Source organism: Ruegeria sp. J8, assembly GCF_056531925.1.
The window spans coordinates 71,643-95,904 of sequence record NZ_JBQFMR010000004.1 but is presented as its reverse complement, the minus strand read 5'-3'; the positions used below and the strand labels follow the sequence as shown (position 1 = coordinate 95,904).

Annotated in this window: 16 protein-coding genes; 12 read left to right on the top strand and 4 right to left on the bottom strand. The window is 58.3% G+C overall.

The genetic code is table 11. From position 1 onward, the window contains the following. Window positions 1-28: 28 nt before the first annotated feature. The 3 genes from phnY to ACR0L1_RS10090 are packed head-to-tail and all read right to left on the bottom strand — an operon-like array spanning window position 29 to window position 3,939. Window positions 29-1,471 carry a phosphonoacetaldehyde dehydrogenase gene (gene phnY / locus ACR0L1_RS10100; RefSeq protein ID WP_480858578.1) on the bottom strand — a complete coding sequence of 481 codons (1,443 nt, stop codon included), beginning with the start codon at window positions 1,469-1,471 and terminating at the stop codon, window positions 29-31. Between the two features lie 18 nt (window positions 1,472-1,489). Further along, on the bottom strand, window positions 1,490-2,734 hold the full coding sequence (gene phnA / locus ACR0L1_RS10095) for a phosphonoacetate hydrolase (protein WP_480550552.1): 1,245 nt from the start codon (window positions 2,732-2,734) through the stop codon (window positions 1,490-1,492). 17 nt (window positions 2,735-2,751) lie between these two features. Next, the gene (locus tag ACR0L1_RS10090; RefSeq protein ID WP_480858576.1) at window positions 2,752-3,939 is read right to left on the bottom strand and encodes a 2-aminoethylphosphonate--pyruvate transaminase; all 1,188 of its coding nucleotides are present in this window, start codon (window positions 3,937-3,939) and stop codon (window positions 2,752-2,754) included. 118 nt (window positions 3,940-4,057) lie between these two features. Between ACR0L1_RS10090 and ACR0L1_RS10085 the strand changes: the two genes are divergently transcribed. The 12 genes from ACR0L1_RS10085 (at window position 4,058) to ACR0L1_RS10030 (ending at window position 22,668) form a co-directional block, all read left to right on the top strand. Next, window positions 4,058-4,936 carry a LysR substrate-binding domain-containing protein gene (locus ACR0L1_RS10085; protein WP_170789133.1) on the top strand — a complete coding sequence of 293 codons (879 nt, stop codon included), beginning with the start codon at window positions 4,058-4,060 and terminating at the stop codon, window positions 4,934-4,936. 151 nt (window positions 4,937-5,087) lie between these two features. After that, window positions 5,088-5,429 (top strand): oligopeptide/dipeptide ABC transporter ATP-binding protein, encoded by a 342-nt coding sequence (locus ACR0L1_RS10080; protein WP_480858574.1) that lies wholly within the window; start codon window positions 5,088-5,090, stop codon window positions 5,427-5,429. Continuing rightward, window positions 5,426-6,403: an ABC transporter ATP-binding protein gene (locus ACR0L1_RS10075; RefSeq protein WP_480858572.1), complete on the top strand. Its 978-nt coding sequence runs from the start codon at window positions 5,426-5,428 to the stop codon at window positions 6,401-6,403. Before ACR0L1_RS10080 ends, ACR0L1_RS10075 begins: the two co-directional genes overlap by 4 nt. A gap of 73 nt (window positions 6,404-6,476) precedes the next feature. Beyond that, a complete protein-coding gene (locus tag ACR0L1_RS10070; RefSeq protein WP_237217958.1) occupies window positions 6,477-8,288 on the top strand; it encodes a hydantoinase B/oxoprolinase family protein in 1,812 nt (603 codons plus the stop codon). Further along, window positions 8,275-10,320 (top strand): hydantoinase/oxoprolinase family protein, encoded by a 2,046-nt coding sequence (locus ACR0L1_RS10065; RefSeq protein WP_480858571.1) that lies wholly within the window; start codon window positions 8,275-8,277, stop codon window positions 10,318-10,320. Before ACR0L1_RS10070 ends, ACR0L1_RS10065 begins: the two co-directional genes overlap by 14 nt. Then, the gene (locus tag ACR0L1_RS10060) at window positions 10,317-11,681 is read left to right on the top strand and encodes a M20/M25/M40 family metallo-hydrolase (RefSeq protein WP_480858570.1); all 1,365 of its coding nucleotides are present in this window, start codon (window positions 10,317-10,319) and stop codon (window positions 11,679-11,681) included. The genes ACR0L1_RS10065 and ACR0L1_RS10060 overlap by 4 nt, the downstream gene beginning before the upstream one ends. A gap of 155 nt (window positions 11,682-11,836) precedes the next feature. Continuing rightward, window positions 11,837-13,312: a hypothetical protein gene (locus tag ACR0L1_RS10055; protein WP_480858569.1), complete on the top strand. Its 1,476-nt coding sequence runs from the start codon at window positions 11,837-11,839 to the stop codon at window positions 13,310-13,312. Between the two features lie 23 nt (window positions 13,313-13,335). After that, a complete protein-coding gene (locus tag ACR0L1_RS10050) occupies window positions 13,336-16,083 on the top strand; it encodes a hypothetical protein (RefSeq protein WP_480858568.1) in 2,748 nt (915 codons plus the stop codon). Between the two features lie 15 nt (window positions 16,084-16,098). Next, complete coding sequence (locus ACR0L1_RS10045; RefSeq protein ID WP_480858566.1) at window positions 16,099-19,923, top strand: hypothetical protein; 3,825 nt, start codon at window positions 16,099-16,101, stop codon at window positions 19,921-19,923. A 104-nt stretch (window positions 19,924-20,027) separates the two neighbouring features. Next, window positions 20,028-21,581 (top strand): caspase family protein, encoded by a 1,554-nt coding sequence (locus tag ACR0L1_RS10040; protein WP_480858564.1) that lies wholly within the window; start codon window positions 20,028-20,030, stop codon window positions 21,579-21,581. Next, complete coding sequence (locus ACR0L1_RS10035; RefSeq protein ID WP_480858562.1) at window positions 21,551-22,252, top strand: hypothetical protein; 702 nt, start codon at window positions 21,551-21,553, stop codon at window positions 22,250-22,252. The genes ACR0L1_RS10040 and ACR0L1_RS10035 overlap by 31 nt, the downstream gene beginning before the upstream one ends. Before the next feature lie 11 nt (window positions 22,253-22,263). Continuing rightward, complete coding sequence (locus ACR0L1_RS10030) at window positions 22,264-22,668, top strand: hypothetical protein (RefSeq protein ID WP_480858560.1); 405 nt, start codon at window positions 22,264-22,266, stop codon at window positions 22,666-22,668. A 4-nt stretch (window positions 22,669-22,672) separates the two neighbouring features. Here the strand turns inward: ACR0L1_RS10030 and ACR0L1_RS10025 are convergent, their stop codons facing one another. After that, on the bottom strand, window positions 22,673-24,136 hold the full coding sequence (locus tag ACR0L1_RS10025) for a caspase family protein (protein WP_480858558.1): 1,464 nt from the start codon (window positions 24,134-24,136) through the stop codon (window positions 22,673-22,675). Between the last annotated feature and the right edge of the window lie 126 nt (window positions 24,137-24,262).

The window sequence follows — 24,262 nt, the reverse complement described above, 5'->3', positions numbered from 1 at the left end:
TCGTCGGCAGACAAGAACGCCTTTCAATTTACCCCGGCCAGGGCAAGGAATAGGTTTTGACGTTGGTGAAGAATTTCATCGCTTCGATAACGCCTTCTTTGACCCCGTTGCCGCTGTCCTTAATACCACCGAAGGGTGACATTTCGATGCGGTATCCGGGTTGTTCCCAGATGTTGCAGGTGCCGACGTTCAACCCGTTAATAAAAGCGATGGCGCGATTGAGGTCGTTGGTGCAAACGCCCGAGCTGAGGCCAAAATCGGTCGAGTTCGAAATGGCCATGACCTCTTCGTCGCTGTCTGGCACACGGACGATGGGAATGATCGGGCCGAAGGTTTCCTCCATCACCAGCTCGCTGTTATGGGGTACCTTGTCTACCACGATGGGCGGCAGCAGCGCGCCTTGGCGACCAGGGTGATAGAGGATTTCTGCGCCCTCGTTCTCGGCCTGATAGACGCGATTCTCGAACAGTTCAGCAGCCTTGTCATGGATGACACAACCAAGTTCGGTATCCGGGTCCTGCGGGTCGCCAAACTTGATCTTCTTTGCCTTCTCCAGCACCAGCGGCACGAACTTATCCGCCACGCTGTCCTGCACCAGAATGCGCTTAATCGCGGTGCAGCGCTGGCCTGAATTCCCAGTTGCTCCGGCCACGGCGATAGTTGCTGCCTTATCCAGATCGGCGTCCGAGAGGTCATTCAGAACGATCAGCGGGTCATTGCCTCCCAGTTCCAGCGCCTGTCGTTTGTATACTGCTTTGGACGCAATCAACTTGCCCACCGGTACGCCGCCCGTGAAGGTTATGATGTCGATGTGGTCATTGGTGATCATCTCATCACCAATATCCTGCGGCCAGCCAGTGACCACCTGGAACATTTCGGGCGGCAGACCGGCGTCATAGAGGATATCAGCCAGCGTCAGGCACGTTAGAGGCGTCAATTCGGTCGGCTTGCACACCATGCAATTGTTGGTGGCGATTGAGGGCGCAATCTTGTGGCTGACCATGTTCAGCGGGTGATTGAAGGGCGTGATCGCGCTAATCGCATTCACCGGCTCGCGCGTTGTAAAGATCTTGCGGTCCTTGCCGTTGTGGGTCAGGTCACAGGAAAAAATCTCACCGTCATCCTTCAGTGCCTCGGCGGCGGCGAATTGATAAACGTCCTGCGCGCGCTTGGTCTCATAAATCGCGTGCTGGTGGCAGATGCCAAGCTCCAGCACCAACCACTTGGCCAGGTATTCGCGGCGCTCACCGATCAGCTCTCCGGCACGCTGCAGGATTTGGCTCCGCTCATAGCGGGTGAGTTTCGGTTTAAAGGCAGCAGCAATCTCGAACGCCTTGCGGGCATGTTCGGCCTTGCCTGCGGGGACGTGCCCAACCACCTCGTTGGTGTAAGGGTACAGAACTGGCACCGTCTCGTCGGTAAAGACTATCTCACCGCCGATACGCATCCCTTCATTTCTGATCTCGGTCATGGGCTGATCTTTCATAACTTATTGTGCCGCCGCTGTAGTGGCGTAGAAAAACGCATCAAAGTTGCGCAGATCGGGCGCGTTGCCCAGATCAACGACCCGGTTGACGATGAAGGGCACCTCTTGCTCGGTCAAGCCGCCATGGCTGCGCAGCGGCTCTTTCAGCGCGGCCAGATCGTGACGGTCGGCCGAGGTGCCGATGGTCATGTTCTCGCCCGAGATCATCACGATGTCACCAATCCGGTCGGCGGGCAGCTCAAAGCGTTTGATTGCCTCTTCCTTATCCACCACCAGAATCAACTCGTCCCTTGCGTCCAGCTTGGCCATGATCTCCGCGCGATCCGCGCCCTCGGGCAGATAAGCGGTAGCAAAGGCGCCAAGCGCGCCGTGATGGACCACATAGGGGTCAGTAATCGGCAGGATCACGCGGGCCTGACCTTCGCCCAGCCATTCATCCATCAGATCCTGCGCGTAGATCACATTGGGCTCACCCGCAGCGTTGTGCTTGGGCTTCATGCCGTGGTCCGCGGTGACGACAATGGCCGCGCCCATCTCATCCAGCTGCGCTAGGTATTTGTCGAACATGGCGAAGAAATCCAGTGCGCCCTGCTGTTCGGGGGCGAACTTGTGCTGGATGTAGTCCGTGGTCGAAAGATACATGATGTCGGGCTTGAACTCTTTCAGCAGCTTGACGCCTGCGGCAAAGACGAATTCGGACAGATCCGCCGAGTATACCTCGGGCACCGGCATGCCCAGCCATGCACTGGCATTGTCGATGCCATGCTCGGCCTTGGTAGTCTCGCCCGAACGTTCTGAAGAAAAAGCCACCGCGCGGTCTTCGTCGAATTTCAGGCCCGCGCCCAGCAGCGCGCGCAGCTTGTCCTTGGCCGTGACCATGGCAACACGATAGCCCGCATCATAGAATTGCGAAAAGATGGTCGGCGCGCGCAGAAAGCGCACGTCGTTCATCATTACCTCTTCGCCGCTGTCAGGGTCGATCAGGTAGTTGCCGCAGATACCATGGACAATCGGCGGACGACCGGTGGCAATGGACAGGTTGTTGGGGTTGGTAAAGCTGGGGATCACCGAATGGGCCAGTCGGTCGGTGCCAGTCTCGCGAATACGTTTAAGTGTCGGCATCAGGCCCTTGGCAATGGCCACTTCCAGATATTCCGGCTCACACCCGTCCAGGCAGATGGCGATGGCGGGGACTTTGGGGGACGGGTAGACGCGCTCATTCGCGGTCACGGGAGTTTGAATGGTCATAGGCGTGTCCTTGTCTCTTATGCGGCCAGTTTGGCGCGTTCTTTCAGAGCCTGCGCCGGAGGTGTCGCGCTGGCGACCCCCATTTGGGTCAGACTGTCTTTGGCGGCGGCCACAACCTGCCGCATCACATGTTCATCCATCTGTCCGATGCAGCCGACGCGGAAACTGTCCACTACAGTCAGCTTGCCAGGATAGATGATAAAGCCCTTGCCCTTCATCAACTCATAGAAGCGGTCAAAAACGAACTTCTCGTCCGCAGGGCAAAAGAAAGTCACGATGATCGGGCTCAACCAACGGTTCTGCAACAGCGTCTCAAACCCCAATGCGCGCATACCCTCAACCATCGCATCGCGGTTGCGGCTATAGCGAGCGCCGCGCGCGGCAACACCACCTTCGGCTTCATGGGCTTTCAGCGCTTCCAAAAAAGCAGAAACCACATGGGTGGGCGGGGTAAATCGCCACTGGCCGGTCTTTTCCATATGCGCCCATTGCGCATGTACATCCAGCGATAGTGAGTGGCTGTTGCCTTTCGCCGCCTCAAGCTCGTCCTTGCGGGCGATGACAAAGCCAAAACCCGGCACGCCTTCGATGCATTTATTGGCCGATGACACGACAGCTTCATACCTGATGTCCGAGGGCTTCAGCTCAATTGCGCCAAAAGCAGACATCGAGTCGATCAACAACTTGCGCCCCGCTGCGTAGACAGCTTCGGAGATTTCTTCGACCGGATTCAAAATGCCGGAACTTGTTTCGCAGTGGATGGCAATCACGTGGGTTATCGAAGGGTCATGCGCCAGAATCTCGGCCACTTCCGCGCCACGCGGCGGCAGGTAGTCGCCCTTGTCCAACACCACATGTTCGCGCCCCAGATAGGCGAGCGTCTGCGCCGAACGCAGCCCATAAGCCCCATTCGCCAGCACCAGCGCTTTGCCTTCTTTCGGAATGAACGAGGCCAGCATCGCCTCGACCGCGAATGTGCCGCTGCCTTGCATGGGAACGCAGTCAAACGCATCCGCACCTTCGCCCAGCAGCGCCAGCAACCGACGACGCATTTCACGCGTCATGGCACGGAAATCTTCATCCCAGCTTCCCCAATCCCGCAACATCGCCTGTTTCACCGCGTAAGAAGTGGTCAGCGGGCCGGGTGTCAGAAGATAGGGTTCGCCCATTTGCGGCTTCGGGATCGCTGTGTCGTGTCCGGTCATATCAAGATCCTGCACCAGGTTTTCACGACTGATTTGCAACGAGGTTTGCCATATGTAAAATTGCTATTATCAATCTATCAATAAATTTGGCCTATATATCGAGCTTCAGTAGTTCCTCATGCGTTACAGTCAACTTCGTGCCTTTCATCATGTGGCCTTGCACGGCGGGTTTTCTCGCGCGGCAGAAGCGCTGTTTCTAACTCAGCCTGCTGTCTCGGAACAGGTCCGACGGTTGGAACAGGACCATGACCTGCTTTTGTTTCAGCGTGAACGCAAGCAGGTGGTCTTGACCACCGCCGGAGAGCGTCTGTTCCGGTTCACAAAGCAATATTTTGAGACCGAGGCGCAGATCGAAGATTTCCTGTCGGAATCTCGCGCAGCCATTGATGGAGAGTTGCGCATAATCGCCGACTCCGCGCATCACCTGACTGACTATCTGGGGCAGTTTCGGGCCGCGTACCCCAACATCACGATCACCGTCCGCAGTGGGAATACGAACGACGTTTTAGACGAACTGCGAGCCTATAATGCGGAAATCGGCATTGTTGGCAGCCCCTCCCCCGGAAAAGACATGACCTTGCTGGACCTTGGTTCAGCCCGGATCGTCGGATTTGCCGCACGCGAACGTGTCTCGGATGATCTGCTGTCTCTGTCGATGTCCGAATTGCAGAACCATCCTTTGGTCTTTCGCGAAAAAGGGTCCAAAACCCGTCAGAAACTGGAGGATGAAGCCCGGCGCGCCGGATTCACATTGAAGCCTGCCATTGTCGCTGAAGGGCGCGAAGCCGTGCGCGAATTGGTCGCCTCGGGGGCAGGTATCGGGTTCGTTTCCCAGGCCGAATTTGGCCGGGATGATCGCATCCGGCAGATCCCGCTAGAAGGAGTTGATCTGCAAATGGGAGAAAGCATGATTCATCTGACGCAGCGGGCAGATGTCCGTGTGATCCGCGCCTTCATGGAGTTTGTTGCACGCATCAGAAATGAAACTTCTGTGTGAATGAATGGCCGGGTTTTGCTACCCGACCTCAGGAGTTGGTCTCAATTTCTGCGCCTGTAACCCCCGGGGCTAGATGACGCAGCGCGCGCGCGCGCGTCTCAGCCCTGCGATTACGTGGTTCTGACCCCGTATCTGCGACCGCACGGTGGTGATGTACGCGGGCAAGGTCGTTGAAAACTGCGACACCGCGACCCTGCTGAATGAACCGCTGCACCCCTACACGATGGGGCTGAAAAACGCGTTTCCCGATCTGCAATCCGCCGGAACCGGTGTTCTGACCCCTATCGCGGGCAGCCCGCCGGACCTGATTGATCCGCCCAAAGGCTGCCGCTTTGCCCCGCGCTGCCCCTTCGCCACCGAACTGTGTCGCAGCACAGAGCCACCGCTGACCGAAGCCGCCGCAGACCACCACGTCGCCTGCCACCGCGCCGATGAGGCCGCCACCTTGCGCGAAGTGGCGCTGGATCCTGCGACATGGGGGACCGCCGCATGACGCACCCGATGATCCAGATGGAAAACGTGCAGTTGCACTACAAGATCGGCAACGCGATCTCAGCGATGATGGGGCTGCCCTCAACCGTGAAGGCAGTGGATGGCGTGACGCTGACCCTGAACAAGGGCGAAAGCGTCGGTCTGCTGGGCGAATCCGGCTGCGGAAAAACCTCGATGGGTCGCATCCTTGTGCGGTTGGAGGAGGTGACGGGTGGCTCGGCCCGGTTTGACGGGCAAGAGATCAAGGATCTGTCGGGCGATGAGCTGCGCGCCTTCCGCAGCCGGTCGCAGATGATTTTCCAGAACCCGTTCGATGCGGTGAACCCGCGCTATTCCATCCGAAAGACGCTGGAAGAACCGCTGGCCAACGCCCGCATTCCGCGTGACGAATGGCATACCCGCGTCATCGACGCGCTGGAGTTGGTCGGGCTGGGCGATCCTGAACAATTTCTGGAACGGTATCCCCATCAACTCTCGGGCGGACAATTGCAGCGCGTTGTCATGGCACGCGCATTGATCCTTCAGCCGGAATTCGTGGTCGCGGACGAACCTGTCTCGATGCTGGACGTATCGGTGCGGGCAGGCGTGCTGAACGTGTTCCGCGATGTGCGAGATAGGCTGGGGCTGACGGCGATCTACATCAGTCACGATCTGGCGCTGGTGCGCTATGTCTGTGATCGCACCATCGTCATGTATCTGGGCCGGATCATGGAAGACGGCCCGACAGAAGATATCGTGCATGCCCCACTGCACCCTTACAGTCAGGCGCTGGTCGCGGCGGTGCCTACGCCCCATGTGGACCAAAGCCATGATCCCCTGCCCATAGGCAGCGGTGCCCCGGACCCGCGAAATCCGCCTTCGGGCTGCGTGTTCCGCGACCGCTGCCCCCGCGCGCAAACTCGATGCGCCGACGAAGTCCCAATACCCCGCCCCATAGGAACGCGCCGCGTCGCGTGTCACTTCGCCGAAGAATGACTTGGGCAGCCACATATACGCGCACGGTCTGCGTCACCGTGCATTTTCTCAGCTCACCAGATGGGAGATGACCATGAACAAGCCCTCAACGCTTAAAACAGCAGCGCTGTGCGATCCGGTCTCGCTCGAAATCATCCGCGGGGCCATTGCCGCCGCGCAATCCGAGATGGAGGCGCTGATCGAGCGCACGGCCATTTCCGCCTTTATCCGCGAAAAGAAGGATTTCTATACGGCGCTGTTTGACGGCAATGGCACGATGGCCGTGGGGTCGATGGTGCCGATCTTTGGCGACATGACCCGACCCGTGCTGGAAAAATTCCCGATTGAGACGATGCAGGACGGCGACGTCTACTGGTACAATGACTGCTACGGCTCATACGGCGCGATTTCCCATTCCAACGATCAGGTCCTGCTGGCCCCGGTGTTTCGTGAGGGCCGTGTCTGCGCTTTTGTCATGAGCTGGGCGCATTTCGCCGATATCGGCGGCTTGCGTCCCGGCTCGATCAGCCCTGATGCCACCGACATCTTTCAGGAAGGCGTCATGATCCCCGTGACCAAGATGGTCGAGGCGGGCCGCGTCAATCAGGCTGTGCTGGATATCTTCCACCGCAATTCCCGCTATCCAGAGCAGAGCGAAGGCGACATGCGCGCGCTCATGGCCAGTGTCGAACTTGGCGTGCGCCGAGTGGGTGAAATCCTCGACCGTTTCGGGCCGGACGTGACCGAAGACGCGTTGGCGCAGTTGCTGGAACGCACGCGAAATCTGGTGCGGGACAAGATGGCCGAGACTTTCGACTACGGCACCTATTCCTTCACCGACGCGATTGACACAGATGGGCACGGCAACGGTCCATTCCACATGCGCTTCTCGCTAACTCGCGCAAAGGGCGCAGATGGTGCGGATCATTTCACTTTCGACGCCCGCGACAGTGACGATCAGGCCCCCGGCCCGATCAACTACCTGATGAACAACGGCGTGCCCGGTATGGCACTGGGTCTGTTTTATCTGGGGGGTGATCCCAGTCAGGTCTGCAATGCAGGGGGGCCCAATGCGCTGGACGAGGTCCTATTTCGCAAGGGCAGCTTTCTGCAACCAGAATACCCCGCCCCACTGGGTCTGCGCGGCCTGACCGCGATGCGGATGATCTCGGCCATGTGCGGGCTGTTGAACGCGGGCGGTGGTGAAGCCCCGGCGGCGAACTCGGCCTATGTGGTCAACATCATGCGCGGGAAGTACCGCACCAAGGATGGGACGCTGGAACCCTACTTGTTGGCGGATGGGATCGGCGTTGGCTATGGCGCACGGTCCACGGCGGACGGAATAGATGCGGTCTATTTCGTGGCGCAGGAAAACTATCCGGTCGAGTTTCTGGAAGCGGGCTATCCCGTGACCATGCGCAGCTATGGCATCGTTACGGATTCCGGCGGAGCGGGTCGGTATCGCGGCGGGTGCGGGATCGTCCGCGAATATGAAATTCTGGCCGAAGAAACCATGGTCGCCATCCGTATCGACAGCGTTCAGAACCCGCCATGGGGCATTCACGGCGGCAAATCTGGTCGCCATGGCATCGCCATCGTGAACCCGGGCACGCCGCAAGAGGTGCGCCTTGATCCGCTGTCGGATGGTAACATGCTCAAACGCGGCGACATCCTGCGGATCGAGACCGGGGGCGGTGGTGGCTACGGCCATCCCTATGACCGGCCCGCAGAGACCGTGTTGCAGGATGTTCTAAGCGGCTTTGTCACCGTTGATGCCGCCCGGTCCGAATATGGTGTGGTTGTCGCGAGCGACACGCTGGACGTGCAAGCCACGCAGACCCTGCGCGCCAACAGGCCCGAAACCCGCCGCTTTTACCGACAGGAGTATGTCGATGCCCTCGTCTGATATGTTCTTTGACCCGTCCTTTGCCGTGGCCGTTGATATAGGCGGGACTTTCACGGATATCTCGTTGCTTGACCGCAGCTCTGGCGCGGTGTGGCGGTCCAAGACCGCCTCGGTGCCCAGCGACCCGTCGCAGGCGTTTATGACCGGCGTGAACATGGTGTTGGAGGATGCGGGGCTTAGCGCCGCCGACCTGTCGCGCGTTCTGCACGGTACGACGGTTGCCACGAACATGATCCTCGAAGGCAAAGGCGCGCGCACTGCCCTTGTGACGACCCGCGGATTCCGCCACGTGCTTGAGATCGGGCGACAAGACATCCCGCGCCACGCCAATCTGTTCACTTGGGTTAAACCCGCAAGGCCCGTTCCGGCAGACCGCATTCATGAGGTCGATGAACGGATCGGCACCGGCGGTCATGTGGTCGAAAAACTGGACGAAAGTAGCGTGACCGCGCTGGTGGACAGCCTGCGCGTCCAGCAGGTCGAGGCCATCGCCATCTGCCTTTTGCACGCCTATGCCAACCCCACTCATGAAAAACGCGTGGCCCAGCTGTTGCGCGCAGCGCTGCCAGATGTCGCCATCACCTGCTCTACGGATGTTCTGCCTGTGGTGCGCGAATTCGAACGCTCTCTGGCCACCGTCTTAAACGCAAATGTGATGCCGGGGGTATCAACCTATATCTCACGTCTGGAAAACCGGCTGGCCGAAGCGCAGGCGAGCTCGCCTCTGTTGCTGATGCAATCCAATGGCGGTGTCGCGGGGACCGAAGCGATCCGCACGGCGCCCGCTTTAACCGCACTGTCTGGCCCTGCCGCAGGCGTGGTGGGCGCGGTCGATGCGGCGGCGGCCTGCGGGATCAAGGATATCATCACTGTGGATATCGGCGGCACATCTGCCGATATCTGCCTGATCCGCGACGGGCAGATCAACCTGACCCAACAGGGCAAAGTGGGTGAATGGCCTTTATCCCTGCCGATGGTGGATATGGTGACAATCGGCGCCGGGGGCGGGTCTATCGCTGCGGTGACCCATAACACCCTGTCGGTCGGGCCAAACTCGGCCGGGGCGCGGCCCGGACCGGCGGCCTATGGGCATGGCGGGGCCGAAGCCACCGTCACCGACGCGCATGTCACTTTGGGCACCCTGCCCCATGCCCTGCTGGGTGGCGCGATGTCTTTGGATGTTACGGCCGCCAAAGGCGTCGTCACCGACAATGTCGCCCGCCCGCTTGGCCTGACACCCGAAGAGGCGGCGCAGGGCATTCTGGCCATCATGAACAACAACATGGTGGGCGCGGTTCGCACCGTTTCCGTCGAGCGCGGCCATGACCCGCGCGACTTCACCCTTGTTCCCTTTGGCGGGGCTGGCCCGCTGCATGGTTGTGCTTTGGCCGATTTACTGGGGATCAACCAAGTAATGATCCCCGCCGCGCCTGGGCTACTTTGTGCCGCAGGGTTGTTGGCCGCCGACATGAAGGCCGAATTCACCCGGGCGTTGCCCAAGCCTGGCCCGGTCGATCAGGATTTGGGAGACAGCATCGTGGCGGAATTGACGCAAGATGCCTCTGATTGGATGGATCACGAAGGCATTGCACCCGAGCAGAGGGCGCTTAAGGCCCGCGCCTTATTGCGCTTTCACGGACAGGGTGGGGAAATCGCGATCGATTGGGCCGAAACACCTAACGATACGGAAACCCGGTTCCGCGAGGCGCACAGGTCTCTGTACGGCTTCGTTTTGGATGCTCCGATTGAGCTGGTCACATTGCGGATCGAGGCCGTCGGCAAGACCGCTCCGGTGCAAACTCCGACGTTGGACAAGACTGACCAGCCCGCACCCTTGCAGATGCAACAGGTCTATTGGCCAACCGGGCTGGCCGAGACGCCTATCTATGACCGCGCAGCGCTTGGAGCCGAGGCCACAATCACCGGACCGGCAATCCTGACCCAGTTGGACACCACCGCCTTGATCGCACCCGGATGGGCCGCGACGGTCCACCCATCGGGCGCTCTATTGCTTATGAAAGACACAGAATGACCCAAGCCCTTTTCGACCATATCGACACGCAGGCCGACAGTTTCATCGCGCGGGTGATGGATTATGTGCGCCACCCGTCGATCTCGGCCCATGACATTGGCATACGCGAGGTCGCGACCATGCTGGTCGGGTTTCTCTCCGATCTTGGGTTCGATGCTGGTTTGGTCGAAACACCGGGACATCCCTTCGTGCTAGGCCACGCCACCGTTGATCCCGAAAAGCCCACCGTGCTGCTGTACGGTCATTATGACGTGCAACCCCCTGACCCCCTGGACCAGTGGGTCAGCCCGCCCTTCGAGCCAACGCTGCGGGATGGCCGCATCTGGGCCCGCGGGATTGGCGACAACAAGGGGCAGCACTTCGCGCAGCTTCTGGCGATTGAGACGCATCTGGCCGTGAATGGCACCCTGCCCTGCAACATCATCTTCCTGCTGGAGGGTGAAGAAGAGATTGGTTCACCCCAAATCGCCGAGTTCGTGCAACAGAACGCGGATCGGCTACAGGCCGATCTGGTTGTCACCTCGGACGGGCCCCTGCATGAAAGCGGCGCGCCCGTGATTACCTTTGGCGTGCGTGGCGTGGCCTCGTTCGATCTGGTGGCCAAAGGGGCGGCCCGAGATGTGCATTCCGGCAATTACGGCGGCGTGGTGCCCAACCCGATCTGGACGCTGGTTCACTTGTTGGCCACGATGAAAGACGCCGACGGCAACATCACGGTTGAGGGTCTGACCGAACCGGTGATGCCGCCAACCAATCTGGAACGCGACGCCGTGGCTCGCCTGCCTGACGACGAAAAGGCGGTGATGGAAGATCTGGCACTGGATCAGATGGACGGTCCGCTCGAGCGCCCCTATTGGGACCGGCTGATGTTCCACCCGACGCTGACCATCAATGGCCTGCATGGCGGCTATGGCGGACCCGGCGGCAAGACGGTTCTACCGAATGAGGCATTTGCCAAATGCGACGTGCGTCTGGTCGAGCCGCTGACGCCAAATTACGTTTTCGAGCGGATCGAGGCTCATGTCGCCAGAAATGCCCCGAACGTTCAGGTGGTGCGCCACAACGGGATGCTGCCGTCGAAGACACCCTTGGACAGCCCATATGCCAAACCACTGCGCGACGCGATTGTCGCGGCCCGCGGGGTCGAGCCTCTGATCTATCCCACGGTAGGGGGATCCCTGCCAGATTACGTCTTTACAAAAATATTAGGCAAGGACGCCTTCGTTATTCCTTATGCCAACGCAGACGAGGCTAACCACGCACCAAATGAGAATTTGGAGATTGTCAGATTTCTGGATGGAATTAAAACCGGCGCTGCCGTTTTGGACGCGTTGGGGCGGATAAACACTCCAAAGGTATAGACTAAACACAAAAGAAACCAAAAATTCGTTGAGTTTTGCGCGCAAAGATTTCAAATTTGTGCGAAGTTATAAGTGTGATCGTTACCAAGTGCTGTCGCAAATCTTGTTTACCGCCAGCACCGTCGCGTTTTCTTGCGCTCGGGGGAGGCATAGAGATGGCATTGGACAAGACAATAGTAAAAGACCTCAAAGGTCATATTGCTGCGGCCCGAAAACGGGATCTCAATTTCGCTATTTGCTTGGGGAAGAAATCTGACACTACCGTTTTCCTGCTGGACCGCATCAAGGCCCCAGACCTGTTGGGCCGAAACGCGAAAAAGGCCGGAGAAACTCCCAAGGTCGCCTTTGGAACCTGTAACGCTGACGGCAATACGCTAAACTTGACCCTTCTTTCCGATGAATTGGGCGGGCTGTCCAAAAAGACCCGCGCCTTTCTGACTTTGGCCAAGCTGCCTATGAAAGTGTGTATCCTGGATGCTCAGGGAAACCTGATCGAACAGGATGGCGAAGATGCGGATGCCGAGGGCGATACCGCGGAAACCCAAGCTCCCGACCCGCTTCAAGCGAAATGGGAACAGCTGAAATCGACCGTTGAACCCAAAATACTGCAATTCCTCAAGACCTCGACTGGCGATGTATCCAAGATTAGAGCCGCTTGGACCTATGCGGTGCGGATCGGCGATGAAGAGACCGACTATGCCGGGGCGATCAAGGTCGCCAAACGGGTGATTCAGTCGATGACCGCTGCAGACCAGCAACCCGAGGAAGCGCCTGCACCTATCGATCTGAACGAAAAGAAATGGCAAATTGGCTCGGCCAAGTTTGAGCCCGTTCTGAAAAAAGCGATCGATGCAGGCCGGATCGACGGCGGCAAAGCCAACGCGGCCTGGGTCAAGGCGGTGGCCGAAGCGGATGCGCGCAATTTTGAGATGGCGTTGAAAATTCTCAAAGCTCTGTCCGGCCAGATTCAAGCGGGGAGTACTGCGGAGCCCGAAACCCGGCAGACTGACGCTCTGGCAGGCAAGCAGAAATACGAACAGGAGCGCGCCCGGATTGCACCGATTCTGGCGGCGGCCCTGAAACGGGACGCGGCACAGTTCGCAAAGCCCAAAAAGATATATGCGCAAGCGGTCACTCGGGCCGAGGCCGGGGAATACCCGATTGCGCTGAAAGCGCTGGCGATGATCGAACAGGAATTGGCCAGCGCTGATGCGACCCCCGCAGGCCTTGACCCCGGTCCGACTGGTCGGGAAGCCGCCAAACGCGTGCGCGATATCTGGGACGCGGCTTGCACTCAGGCCAATGGTCAGATCGAATCCTTGCGGAAAGAGTTGGCGGGTTTCTCAGACCCCAATTGCCAGATTTTGGCCGATAACGGCCTGACCGGATTTTCCGACAATCTTTATACCCGGTTGAATGCGGCCTTTCTGGGCCTTGACGCCGCGAATGAGGACAAGCTGCCCAACGCCAAGGCCGAAGCGCAGAGCATTTTTGACGAAATGGGCCAGTTCCTGAACACGAACGAGGCCATTCAGATCATGGATGGAAATGATCTGAACGTATCGATGACTTTGGCCGAAACGCTGGGTGGGGCGGTCGAACAGATGAAACAGGCCTTGAGCACCAGTTAAAAGGTCTGTTGGGGGGAAAGCAAATGCCTGAAGGCGCAGAAGTTCAGGAACTGGACGACACTGTAGATCCGAAAAAAGCCGAACGGGCGCGCGATTTTGCCGCCAAGTTGATGGCAGCCCTAAAACTGAAATCCGTAGTGGTGCCCGACCGGCCCGATGGGACGTCCATCGAAGAGAAAATCAGTCAGGCGGCAGCTCAGCTTTATGGTATGACCGAAGAGGGTGCCGATCTTGATGAGTTCGACCCCGAGCTGTTCACTTTTACAGATCGGGAACTAGAGAAGTTCGAGCTGTCCTCGCAAGAGGTCAAGCTGCTGAGAGCATGGCGGCATCCGATTGATTTCCGTGACCACCAAAAAGACAAGAAACTGCGCGACAAGAAAGTTGCGGCGCTCAAGGCCTCGATTGACCTGAAACTCAAGACCGTGCGGGGCGATCTGGCCGATCTGCAAGACCAAAAGGCCGAAAAGGGCGATCAGGACAGCGATCACGACAAGCTCGCCCGTCGGGGTCAGCGCGTGCTGAAACGGGCTGCGAAAGTGGCCGAGAAACTGTGCACCGATGGGGATTATTCCAAGGCTCAGGCGGTTCTGAATGGTTTGCTGTATCTTGAGACACTCGAAAAGTTGGCCCTGTCCGAAAACCCGGCCGCCGATGCCCCGAAAGGCGAGATTTTGAGGAATGAGGATCAGGATCTGGAACAGGCGGTCGCGGGCCGGAAATCGACCAAAGAACTGGCCGACGAAGCCGATGCCAACCGTCTGGATCGTCTGGCCCGCGAGGTGGTCGATACCACTCGGCATATGAGGGACATGCGCATCACCGCAAGCAACATGCGCAAGAAATACGCGGCAAGATACAAGGACAAAAAGAACAAACCCTACGAGGCGCTGGCCAAGTTCAACGACACCATGCCCAACTATGTGCACCTGCCAAAGCTTGAAGACGCCAAGGACCATTTCGAAGAGGATGTCGACAAGATCCTGACCTGGCAGAAAAAGGCGGTAAAAGAAGTCGCCGCCGGCGAAAAACTGCTGGCAGCCTTCTTCAAGGAATGCGCTGAATTTCATGAGAAAAAGCTGGCCAAATATCTGGCTATCTCGGATCACGAGATCAAACAGGAAGGCGCGGATGCGACGGGCCACGGCGAATTGCAGACCCGCCGCTCGATCCCGTTGATCCGGCGCGGTCTGACCGGATTACCGCAAGAAGTGCTGCGTCCGCTGGCCGCAAATCTTGAGGTTATGCAGTTGATTGCGGGGTCAGAGGAACTGGGCCGCGCCGATCTGGAGCTGTTGGAAACATTCGAACACGAGATGGCAGTCGAACTGAAAGTTCTGGAGGATAACGTCGACGACTATGTCGAATATGAAAAATGCGCCCAGAGGTGGCAGACCCAACTGGATAAGGGCGTTCTGAAATACACCGCTACTGGCAAGCAGTTTTATAAAGATCAGTTCGACGGGGCGAATGAAAAGGTCAAAGACCCCAAAAATCTGCCTGATTGTCTGAAAACCCTGAAATCGCAGGAAAAGAAGTTGGAAGCTCAGGTGGAAAGCGCGGAATATTATCGCACGCTCTACAAGGATTTCGAAAAAAGATTCAATTCGGCGCGCAAGGACCTGACCAAAGCCTATGTCAATCAATTCAAGGCCACGTTAAAGGCCTTTTCTGACAAGCTGGACACCGGCAATGACAACAACATGGCCGAGGGGCTGAAGATTGACGCCGCGATGCTGAAACGGCTTAAGTCTGCCGCCGACCGCAAAGACTACGTCGGAAGTTTTGAGGGGAAATTTGCCAAGCTCTGGGGAACCATCGAAATTGGCGACAACACAACCTACGAATTCAACGGTGAACTGGCCCTGAAAAAACTGATTGCCGAGATTGGCCGTGAAACCCGGTTGCTAAAACAGGCCGAAGACGCGTTCAAAGGGCTGAAGGGCAAGAAAGCGCCTTCGGCGCTGATTGCCGGCATAAAGGGGCATGGTAGCACGGCGTTTAAGGACGCACTTTCCGATATGGACACGTCGGGCGACAAGAACGAAAAGACCGCAGAAGCCAAGGCGCGGTACAAAGAAGCCCGCGACCGGTTCGACAATCTGATCTCGGCGGAAAAGAAACACCTCAAAGGGGCGGCACGGGACAGTTTCGAAAGCAACGAGACCCTGCTGAAAGCGCTGAAAAGCCGCGCAAAATCTGCGGCCTCGGTTGAGGATTGGGTCGAATTGCGCGACGAAGCGCTGCGGTTGATGGACGAGGCGCGCGAGTTTGCCGATGCAAATGTCACGCTGGACCTGAAAGGCAAACCGCCCGCTGAGAAGTTCGAGATGATCCTGAACCGGCTGATCGACAGTCTGTCGCCTTATTTCAAGGGAATGGATGAGTTCTACGGCAAGCACGTGAAATCCGTCGCCGCCAAAGCGCGCGACTCGGACGCAGATGAAACGGCCCGAAACGTCTTGGCTCTGATCGACAATAATGAAAAAGCAATCAAATCCGTTGCCGAACAGGTCGGCCTAAAGATGGACCTTTCGGCCGAATGTTTCAAGCTGATCACCGCCGCCAAGGATGCGGACATGCCCGAGCTTATTGCGCTGCGCGAACAGGCCTTTGCCATGATCCGCCGCAACAGGCGGTTTCTGGACGAAAGCAAGATCGGCGGGCTTTACAAGACCAACCCGTTTGACGGCGGGCGCCCGGTGCGCAGGTTCCTCTACTTCCTCGAAAAAACCGAAGCCGACCTTCTGGCCGAAGTCAAACAGTCGTAACCGGGGACAAAGATCATGGCATTTGAAAAAGAACATGAATGGCTGAAACAGGTCTGCGGTGAAAATGATACTCTGGCCCCTGAACTGGCCAATGAGCTGCACGATTTCGAACAGCGTCAGAGTTTCATCGACGCGACGTTGAAGACCGCAGAATTCGACAAGATCAAATCCGACCTCCAGACGCATTTGTCCGATATGGATTTCGTCGTCATGACTTACGACAAGAACATCGAAAGCACGATGTCCCTGAACCCTGCTGCCGGACTTGTGTGGAAAAAGATGGGCATCAAAACGCCCAAGCGCATTCAGGTTCTGGCCAATGTGGGCGACAAGAAAATCCCGGTCGAGATCGAGAACGCCGAATGGGACAGCTATGCCGACCGCGCGGGTGAGTTCAAGAAGTTGAAAAAGGGCGACGAGGAATTTGCCTTTTCCTCGCCCGAGGCCGCCGCTGCAATCCGCGAGATGTATGCCAAGCTAGAACCGCTGATCGAAAAATCCAACGATCTTGCCAAGCTGCAAGGCAAGGATGGCAAGCGGCTGTTCAGCGACCGCGACATCGAAAAGGAACTGTGGACCCCGCTGGTGCGCGAAGGGGTCATTCCGTCCAACCTGGTGCCCGACAGTTTTTCCGAGGGGCTGAACGTGTTCAGCAATGCCACCGCGATCTATACCCGCCTGATGGCGGAAGAAGAGGGGCAGGAAATGGGCGGCTCCAAGCTGGGGTCGGGTCTGCGCAACGCCAAATTACTGATTGGTGCGGCGAATTTGGCAAGTTCGCAGGCCCTCGACTACGCCAATCTGTCGATCACCGAGGCCAGCCGCGACGATATTGCGGAATTCATGAAGTTCAAGGGCGCGGATGTGATCGAAGGCGATGTCGTCCCGTATGATGAAATGCCCGACGAATATGACGATCTGGTAATTGACGGCAAAACCATCGCCGAGATCAAGAAGATGGACGAAGAGGACCGCCCCAAGATTTCGCAATCTGATCTGACCGAAGCGCGCTATGCTAAGGCCCACCCGGAAGGCGCGACAAGCTACAAGGATTGGCTGTCGCAGGAAGAAGAAACTCTTGTTGCGCAGATGGAGACGGAAAAAGACGAAGAAAAGCTGATTCAGCTGCGCAATGAGTTGGACGGCGTGTCGGTTGAACAGAACAAGCTGGAATATGCGAACCTTGAGATCAAGGACGGCATGACCCTGTCAGAACTGGCTGATGACGAGGCCAAGGTCACGCAATTGCAATTGACGCAGGCACAGTTCGACAAATTCAAAGAGGACGGCGGTAAAGGCGACTACGACGACTGGCTGGCGGGCGAAGAAAAGCGGATTCTGGCCGAGATGGAAACCGCCTCAGTGACAGACAAGGCCGAGCTTGAGCGCGAGCTGGGAAATATCAAGGCCGCCAAGATGACCCAGGCCTATGGGGAATACGTGCGGCAGGACGCTGCCCGCAAATGCGCAGTTGCAGCAGCTCTTGGTGCGGTCGAGGCCGTTGAAGGCGCGCGGGACAAGAAGAAAAAGAAACGCGAGGTGGCGATTGGTCTGGCCGGGGCGATGGCCGATGCCTTCGCGGCAGGCATGACCGCCGGCAGCACCGCCAAGGAACTGACCAGCGACGCCGATACGCAAAACCGCGAACACAAGACCAAGTTCGGGATTCTGGCCGGAAAGGCCGGGCTAAAAGCAGTCTCGAAGCTGAGCGAACTGGCTGAGGCCAAGGCCAAGGGAACCTTGCGCGATCCGCGCGAGCTGGTGGTCGAAGCGGTCGCCGATCTGTGTGACGCGGCAGGCGAAAGCATGTCGGCCAGCGGCACCAAGGGTGAAGATGGCGGCTGGGGCGACACCGGCAAGGACAGCCGGGACGAGGCCGCCTCGTGGGGGATGCTGGCCAAGGCCATCGGGATGTCGACCCAGATGATCGACAAGATGGTGGCGGCCGCCCAGAAAGGTGATTGGGACACGTTCGTCAAGGAACTGGCCCTGTTGCCTGTGGCGGCAAGTTTTGCAGGTACCGCCGGTTTGCAGGGGGATGCGGTCCGCGTCGACAAGGACGCGCGCGATATCGAGGCCGGTTGGGGCGGCCACGGCAGCGACTCGCCCTTTGCAACCAACCCGTTCGAGGAAGAGGCCCATGCCGGGGGTCAGACCGATTTCGGCATGAGCGGCAACATGGCAACCGTCGCCGATCAGCGCGGGGTCATGGACGAAGCGCGCGAGTTGTCTCAGCAAATCGCGGACGAAAGCTTTATGACCGACCGGGTCAAGGTGAAAAAGGCGATGGATAAATGCCGCGCCATGGTCAAGAAATACAAGCTGCCCGAGGACCAGAAGGATGTGAAACTGTTCCTTTCGTTGGACCCGGACAAGGCCGATCCGACTGCGGTTATGGGCGCGCTCAAAAAATTGGGCGAAATTTACGACAGCATGGTTTCGCAGGATGCGCGCGACGTGGCCGAGCTTAACCTGTCACCCGAAGATGAGAAGGCGCTGGACGATAAACTGGACTCGATGATCGACAAGATCGATGAGATTGAAAAACGACCCACACGTAATAACAATAAGCTCGAAGCCGAGGTGCGGGTTCTCTATGACGACGTGACCGCCACTTTGCTGAAGGATCCCAAATTCGTCGCCTCGGTCGAGGCGGATATCGATGAAGAGGACGAGTGGCTTGAAAAACTGAAAAAACAGGCCGATTTGACGCGGTTGGACCAATATTCCGACCCGAAAATCTATGCTGAAGAGTATGAGCGGGCGATGTCGGCGGTCGAGGAACTGACCCTGCAGGTCAAGAAAACCGACCAGCGCATCAAAATGATTGATCAAGCCACCAAAGGGGCTACCGGCATTTTGCTGGCCGCCATGCCGGGCGCGGCACTGTTGGGCAAGATCCGCACTCTGATTGCCGACAGCATCAAGCTGCATCGCCGCCGCAAGTCGCTGAACAAATGGAGCCGCGAGATGAATGCGATACGTGGCAGCTACAGCCCCTATGAACCTGCCGTGGTGGGCGAGCGGGACGTGCTGATCGCAGGCACCGCCCATGATGCTGCGCAGGTCGCCGCCGATTCAGCTGGCGTCGGGGCCGAAATTGCCCGGCTGACCGATGCCACGCATATCGGCGCGGCTGTTCTGACCAGCATCGAGAAGATCGGCAAGTTCCTCAACAGCTATTGGTTCGGGAAACATGGCCGCGAACAAATCCAGAAGGGTTGGGAGCTGTTTGTTTTGGCGCGCGAGCAGCCCAAGAACCGCCGCCTCGCCCGTGAAGCGATCAAGGTCAACACCACGCTTGGAAAATGCGTTCTGGCCTATGGTGCCTGTATCGATGGCGACGCACAGGCCCGCCGCGCGCTGCAAAGCTGTGGCCTGACGCCCGAGGCGTTCGAAGACAGCGCGGACGTGTGTCAGGGCGTGGTCGCCTATCTGCGCGCGGCCCTGCAGGATAAAGAGTTCGAAACCATTGGTTCGCACGCGGATGTGGACTGGTTGCCCTGTGATGTGGAGCCCGACGTGAAAGCCTGGTCGCGGATCAAGGCCAGCGCGGTGAAATCGAAACCGGGCATGGACTCTCGGTATTTCAAGACACCGGAAATCAACAAATTGCTCGAAAACTATGTTGTCCCCGACGACTCTGCTGATCACGCTATTCTTTCCAGCTTTGCGAAGCGCACCAAAAAACTGTCTGAGGCGCTGAACAGCTATCGCCCGCTGGACACCGAATTGAACCCGCATGCGGCGATGATTGTTGTGGCACAGGAGCTTAAGCATCAGGTCGACGTTGCCGGGGATCAGGCTGCCAAACGGCTGGCAAAGGAACGGACAAGCTAAACTGTGTCCCAGGCGGCAGGCGCGGCCTAGCCCGCGAATTTAACGTCGTGCGGGAAAACGAATTGTGGTCATTCGATTCTTTGCGGTAATGTGAGTATATGAATGTGATCCGCCTGATTGCTGGCCGAGTTGCCCTGTTTTTCTGCGCGGTTCTGTGTGCATCTCCGCTACTTGCTTCGGACCGTGTCGCGTTGATGATAGGCAATTCGGACTATGCATCGCCGGATATGTCGCTGCGCAACCCCGGCAATGATGTCTCCGCCTTGAGCGACGCGTTAAAGGAGCTGGGCTTTACCGTCATTCAGGCCTTAAACCAGAACGCCGCAGCCATGGAACGCGCGGTGGATCAATTCGGTATCGCGGCGCAAGGGGCGGAAATGGCCGTGTTCTTTTATGCCGGGCACGGGGTGCAAATCGGTGGGGCGAATTACCTGATCGGCACCGATTTCCAAGGGTCAGATCTCGGCTCGCTGCAGCGCAGTTCGATGACGCTGGACCGGGTGCGGGACGTGATGGCCAAGGCAGGGCCGGATGTTGGCATCCTGCTGTTGGACGCCTGCCGCAATAATCCGTTTTCGGATAGCGGGTTAGTGGAACAAGGGCTGGTCCGAATGCGCGGCGGCGCTGGTCTGTTGATCGCCTATGCCACGGATCCCGGCAATGTGGCCTATGACGGCGAAGGTCAGAACAGCGTGTTCACCTCGGGGCTTTTAGACCATATCTCAACCCCAGATCTGGACGTTCGACTGATGCTGGGTCGGGTCCGCCAACAAGTGGTTCTCGAGACGGAAGGGCGCCAGATCCCTTGGGTTGAGGAATCGGTTCTGGACGAACATAGCTTTGCGCCGGGCTTGCCGGGCAGCACGCCCCAAGACGACATCGCTGCCGATCTGGAACATTGGAGGCAGATCGCCTCGAGTTCAGACAAACGGGCGTTCGAAACCTATTTGCAGACCTTTCCAGACGGATTGTTCGCAACTTTCGCGCACGAGAAACTATCGGGGCTGGACGGTGCGACAGCTCTTATTGCCGATCCAATCCCCACCACGATGACCGAGGCAGACCCCGAGCAACTTGCCTCGGCCCTGATGGCTTTGGGGCATTTGACTGACCCGCTGACCCGTGATCTTGGCCCGGCGTTAGACAGGTATCGGCAGGGACTGCCAATGCCTGAAAACGCTTCGGCCGCGCAATTGTTCGAGGATGCGGCGCAAGTCTCGGTTTTTCTGGCAGCCACAACGATGCAACGGCTGCGCACTGATATCGTAGCCTTGCGCAGCGTCGAACGCACACTGACCATTGCCGAGGATGCCCTGCGCCAAATCGAAGATATTGCCCGCTCAGATGACAGCGCTCTGCCCGTTTTGCAACAGGCGCGAAACGATATCTACGACATCTACCGTTCACGCGGGATCATCCTGCGGCGGCTGGACCAAAGTCGCAGCTACTACGACGAAGTGCTACGCCGCGCCGTCGTGTTTTTCCCGCCCGACATAAATATTTCGATTGTAAGTGCCGCGTCGGAGTCGCGTGATCTGAATTTTGCCGACGCGCAATTGCGTCGGGATGCCGCGCTGTTCCTCCGGCATGTGTCGCAAGCAGATGATAGCAGAAAAGGAAGTTACCAATGGCTGGCCGATTTTATCCCACCCGAATAGGCGCAGGTCTTGTTACACTGTCTCTGGTCCTGTCGGCTTGCGGCGACAGCAGCCAGAGTTCGGCCCCGGCGACAGCGCCAACTGGGTCAACGCAGGCCGAGGCAGATCTGGTCAAACAGGCCGCTGCCATGCAAAAGACCATCCTTCAGGGTGCCGTCGCCGGAGGTGTGATTGGCGGCGGGATCGGCTTTGGGCTGGGTGGTAGCGACGATGCGGGAAGCGGGATTTCCATCGGTTTGGGGGCTGGCGCGCTTGCCGGCACCTATGTGGCCTTTGTTCAGCGCAACTATGCCGGCCGCGAGGCGCGACTGCGCCAGATCCGAGAAGATCTGGACCGCAATGCCGCCGAGATGCAGACAACGCTGACTGTCATGAACCAGGTACTGGCCGCGCAGAAAGCTGAATTGGACGCGCTGAACGCCAGCATCGCTGCGGGCAAGGCGGACCCGGCGCTGATCGAAAAAGAACTGGCTGAAGCCAACGGCAACCTTACCCAGATGGAATTGGCCATAGACGGTGCCACCAAACGACAGGCCGAGTTCACCGAGGCACGAACGCTGACAATTGCCCGTGGTCAGACGGCATCGCCCATTGATGCAGACCTGACAGCGCTGTCGAACCAGATCACCCAAATGCGCGGGATCGCAAGCGATCTGGCGTCGTCGTTGTAATGGGGGACAGAATGATCCGCTTTGCCGCCCTGCCCTGCATTGTGCTGGCCGCATGTCAGACCACGACCGACCCGGCGGATGGAGGGTTCTTTGCCGGGGTTTCGGGCATTGCCACCGGAGCCTATGACGACCGGATCGCCGCCGCCGAGGGTGACGTTGCATCGGCGCAGGCTCGAAATGATGCGTTGGCCGCGCAAATTCGCACGTCCGAAACAGAATTGGCCCAGCTAAAACTGAAAATACTGCAACAGCGGGATGCGATTGGAGGAGGTGACGCGGCAACAGCCGCACGCATTGACCGCGTCCTGAACGACGCCCCCGGCGGTGCAACGCCAGATGCCCGGCTTGCAGCCCTGCAAAAGAGCATCGCGGATGCACGCGCGCTCAGCGCTGATCTGGCGAAATTGTCGGGCTAGGACCCTAGCCCTGACATCCGCCCAATGCCCATCGGCGTAGGTTAACCTTCAGACCGCCGCCAAAGGGGTGCTGTTTGGCGACATTCCCGGCCTCGGGGCGATTGACATAGGTCTGGGCCTGATTGCACAGGTCCTCGGGCGTCCATTGGTGGCAGTTCGAGCAAGACTGGTCTTTCCACAGCTCATCCGGCAACCCTTCGATCGGGGGAAACAGTGGCGCGCCTGCCACCAGCTGATTGATCGTCTGTCCGCGCACATGGTCGTTTCCGAAATCCAATATCGAGTCCAAAGTCATCGGGGTATCGCCCGATGGCGCGATTTCTGACACCTCGGCCTCTGGCTCGGTCTTGCGGGTGACGGTTTCCTCGCCGTACTGCAAGGCAGCAAGACGTTCAGCGGCTTTGCCTGAAAACGCCCCCTCGGGGAAGCTCTGCAAATAGACCTCATAGGCGTGGACCGTGTCATCAGCTAGCGCCAGTTCATACATGAGGCGTTCAGTTTCGTTCGCTTCGACCACTTTTTGCGCCGGCACTTTTGGTTGCGGCACGGTGCCGAAGGATCCGGCCAGTACGGTTTGCAACAGCTCGCTGGCCTCGTCAGCATGAATACTGTCTGGATAGGCGCGCATGAACAGCATGATTTGCACCGGATCACGGTTTGTGATCGCTTCCTGCCACAGCTCATCTTCGCTCTGGGTTTGAACGATGGGCGTTTGAGTTTCGGGTGAGAACGCGAAATCCTGCGTCAGCGACGAAGTATCCCACGGCGTTTGCAGCCCTCGGGTCTGTTCCAGCACATCCACGCGGACTTTCTTGAACAATTGTTCGATGGCCATCCCCGGTGTTTCGATATGGCTCGCCAAACTCAGCGTGAAGGGGCTGTTGCCCTTTTCACCGTCCAGCGCGACGCCGCCGGGGTCAGTGGCATAGGCCAGAAACGTGCCCGTGGGAGCCTTCATCTCAGCCAAACCGTTGTCATCCATATCGGCGAGATTTTCGAACGGGTTGTTCCGGCAGGCATCCAGAATGACGATATTTGTTTTGTTATGCGCCGAGGCCATCTGATGCAGGACCGAGCGCGCCTCGACCGCCATCAAATCCAGATCGGCGGGATCGCTCAGCGAGATATCAACCGGCAACAAGTAGTTCGACCCAAAGGACTGCACTCCGTGACCCGCGTAGTAGAACAGACCCACCGCATTCTCGCCCCCCTGCCGCAGATCGCGGCCAAACTGGGCAATGGCACGCTTCATCTCGATCTGGGAACTATCGGTCAGGTTACGAACCTCGAACCCCAGCTCGGTCAACTTGCCGGAAATCAGCGTCGCGTCATTGACCGGATTGTCCAGCGGCGACACCGAGCCATAGGCCGAATTTCCGATCACCAGCGCAATGCGGGGCTCGGCCCAGGCGAGGCTGGTCCATACCAGGCTGATTATCGCAATCAGAGGGTAGAAAATGCGAAACACATCGGATCCTTTATCGCCGTTCTTTTATCACACCCGTGACGCCGTAGCATCATGCCAATCTGAATATATCTAAATCTATCGTTTGACTTTATTGTGGCCATCGCCTGACATATCCCGGATTGGCGA

Coding starts and splice junctions, on each gene's coding strand:
- phnY (WP_480858578.1), bottom strand. CDS start 1,471: ATGACCGAGATCAGAAATGAAGGGATGCGTATCGGCGGTGAGATAGTC.
- phnA (WP_480550552.1), bottom strand. CDS start 2,734: ATGACCATTCAAACTCCCGTGACCGCGAATGAGCGCGTCTACCCGTCC.
- ACR0L1_RS10090 (WP_480858576.1), bottom strand. CDS start 3,939: ATGACCGGACACGACACAGCGATCCCGAAGCCGCAAATGGGCGAACCC.
- ACR0L1_RS10085 (WP_170789133.1), top strand. CDS start 4,058: ATGCGTTACAGTCAACTTCGTGCCTTTCATCATGTGGCCTTGCACGGC.
- ACR0L1_RS10080 (WP_480858574.1), top strand. CDS start 5,088: ATGTACGCGGGCAAGGTCGTTGAAAACTGCGACACCGCGACCCTGCTG.
- ACR0L1_RS10075 (WP_480858572.1), top strand. CDS start 5,426: ATGACGCACCCGATGATCCAGATGGAAAACGTGCAGTTGCACTACAAG.
- ACR0L1_RS10070 (WP_237217958.1), top strand. CDS start 6,477: ATGAACAAGCCCTCAACGCTTAAAACAGCAGCGCTGTGCGATCCGGTC.
- ACR0L1_RS10065 (WP_480858571.1), top strand. CDS start 8,275: ATGCCCTCGTCTGATATGTTCTTTGACCCGTCCTTTGCCGTGGCCGTT.
- ACR0L1_RS10060 (WP_480858570.1), top strand. CDS start 10,317: ATGACCCAAGCCCTTTTCGACCATATCGACACGCAGGCCGACAGTTTC.
- ACR0L1_RS10055 (WP_480858569.1), top strand. CDS start 11,837: ATGGCATTGGACAAGACAATAGTAAAAGACCTCAAAGGTCATATTGCT.
- ACR0L1_RS10050 (WP_480858568.1), top strand. CDS start 13,336: ATGCCTGAAGGCGCAGAAGTTCAGGAACTGGACGACACTGTAGATCCG.
- ACR0L1_RS10045 (WP_480858566.1), top strand. CDS start 16,099: ATGGCATTTGAAAAAGAACATGAATGGCTGAAACAGGTCTGCGGTGAA.
- ACR0L1_RS10035 (WP_480858562.1), top strand. CDS start 21,551: ATGGCTGGCCGATTTTATCCCACCCGAATAGGCGCAGGTCTTGTTACA.
- ACR0L1_RS10030 (WP_480858560.1), top strand. CDS start 22,264: ATGATCCGCTTTGCCGCCCTGCCCTGCATTGTGCTGGCCGCATGTCAG.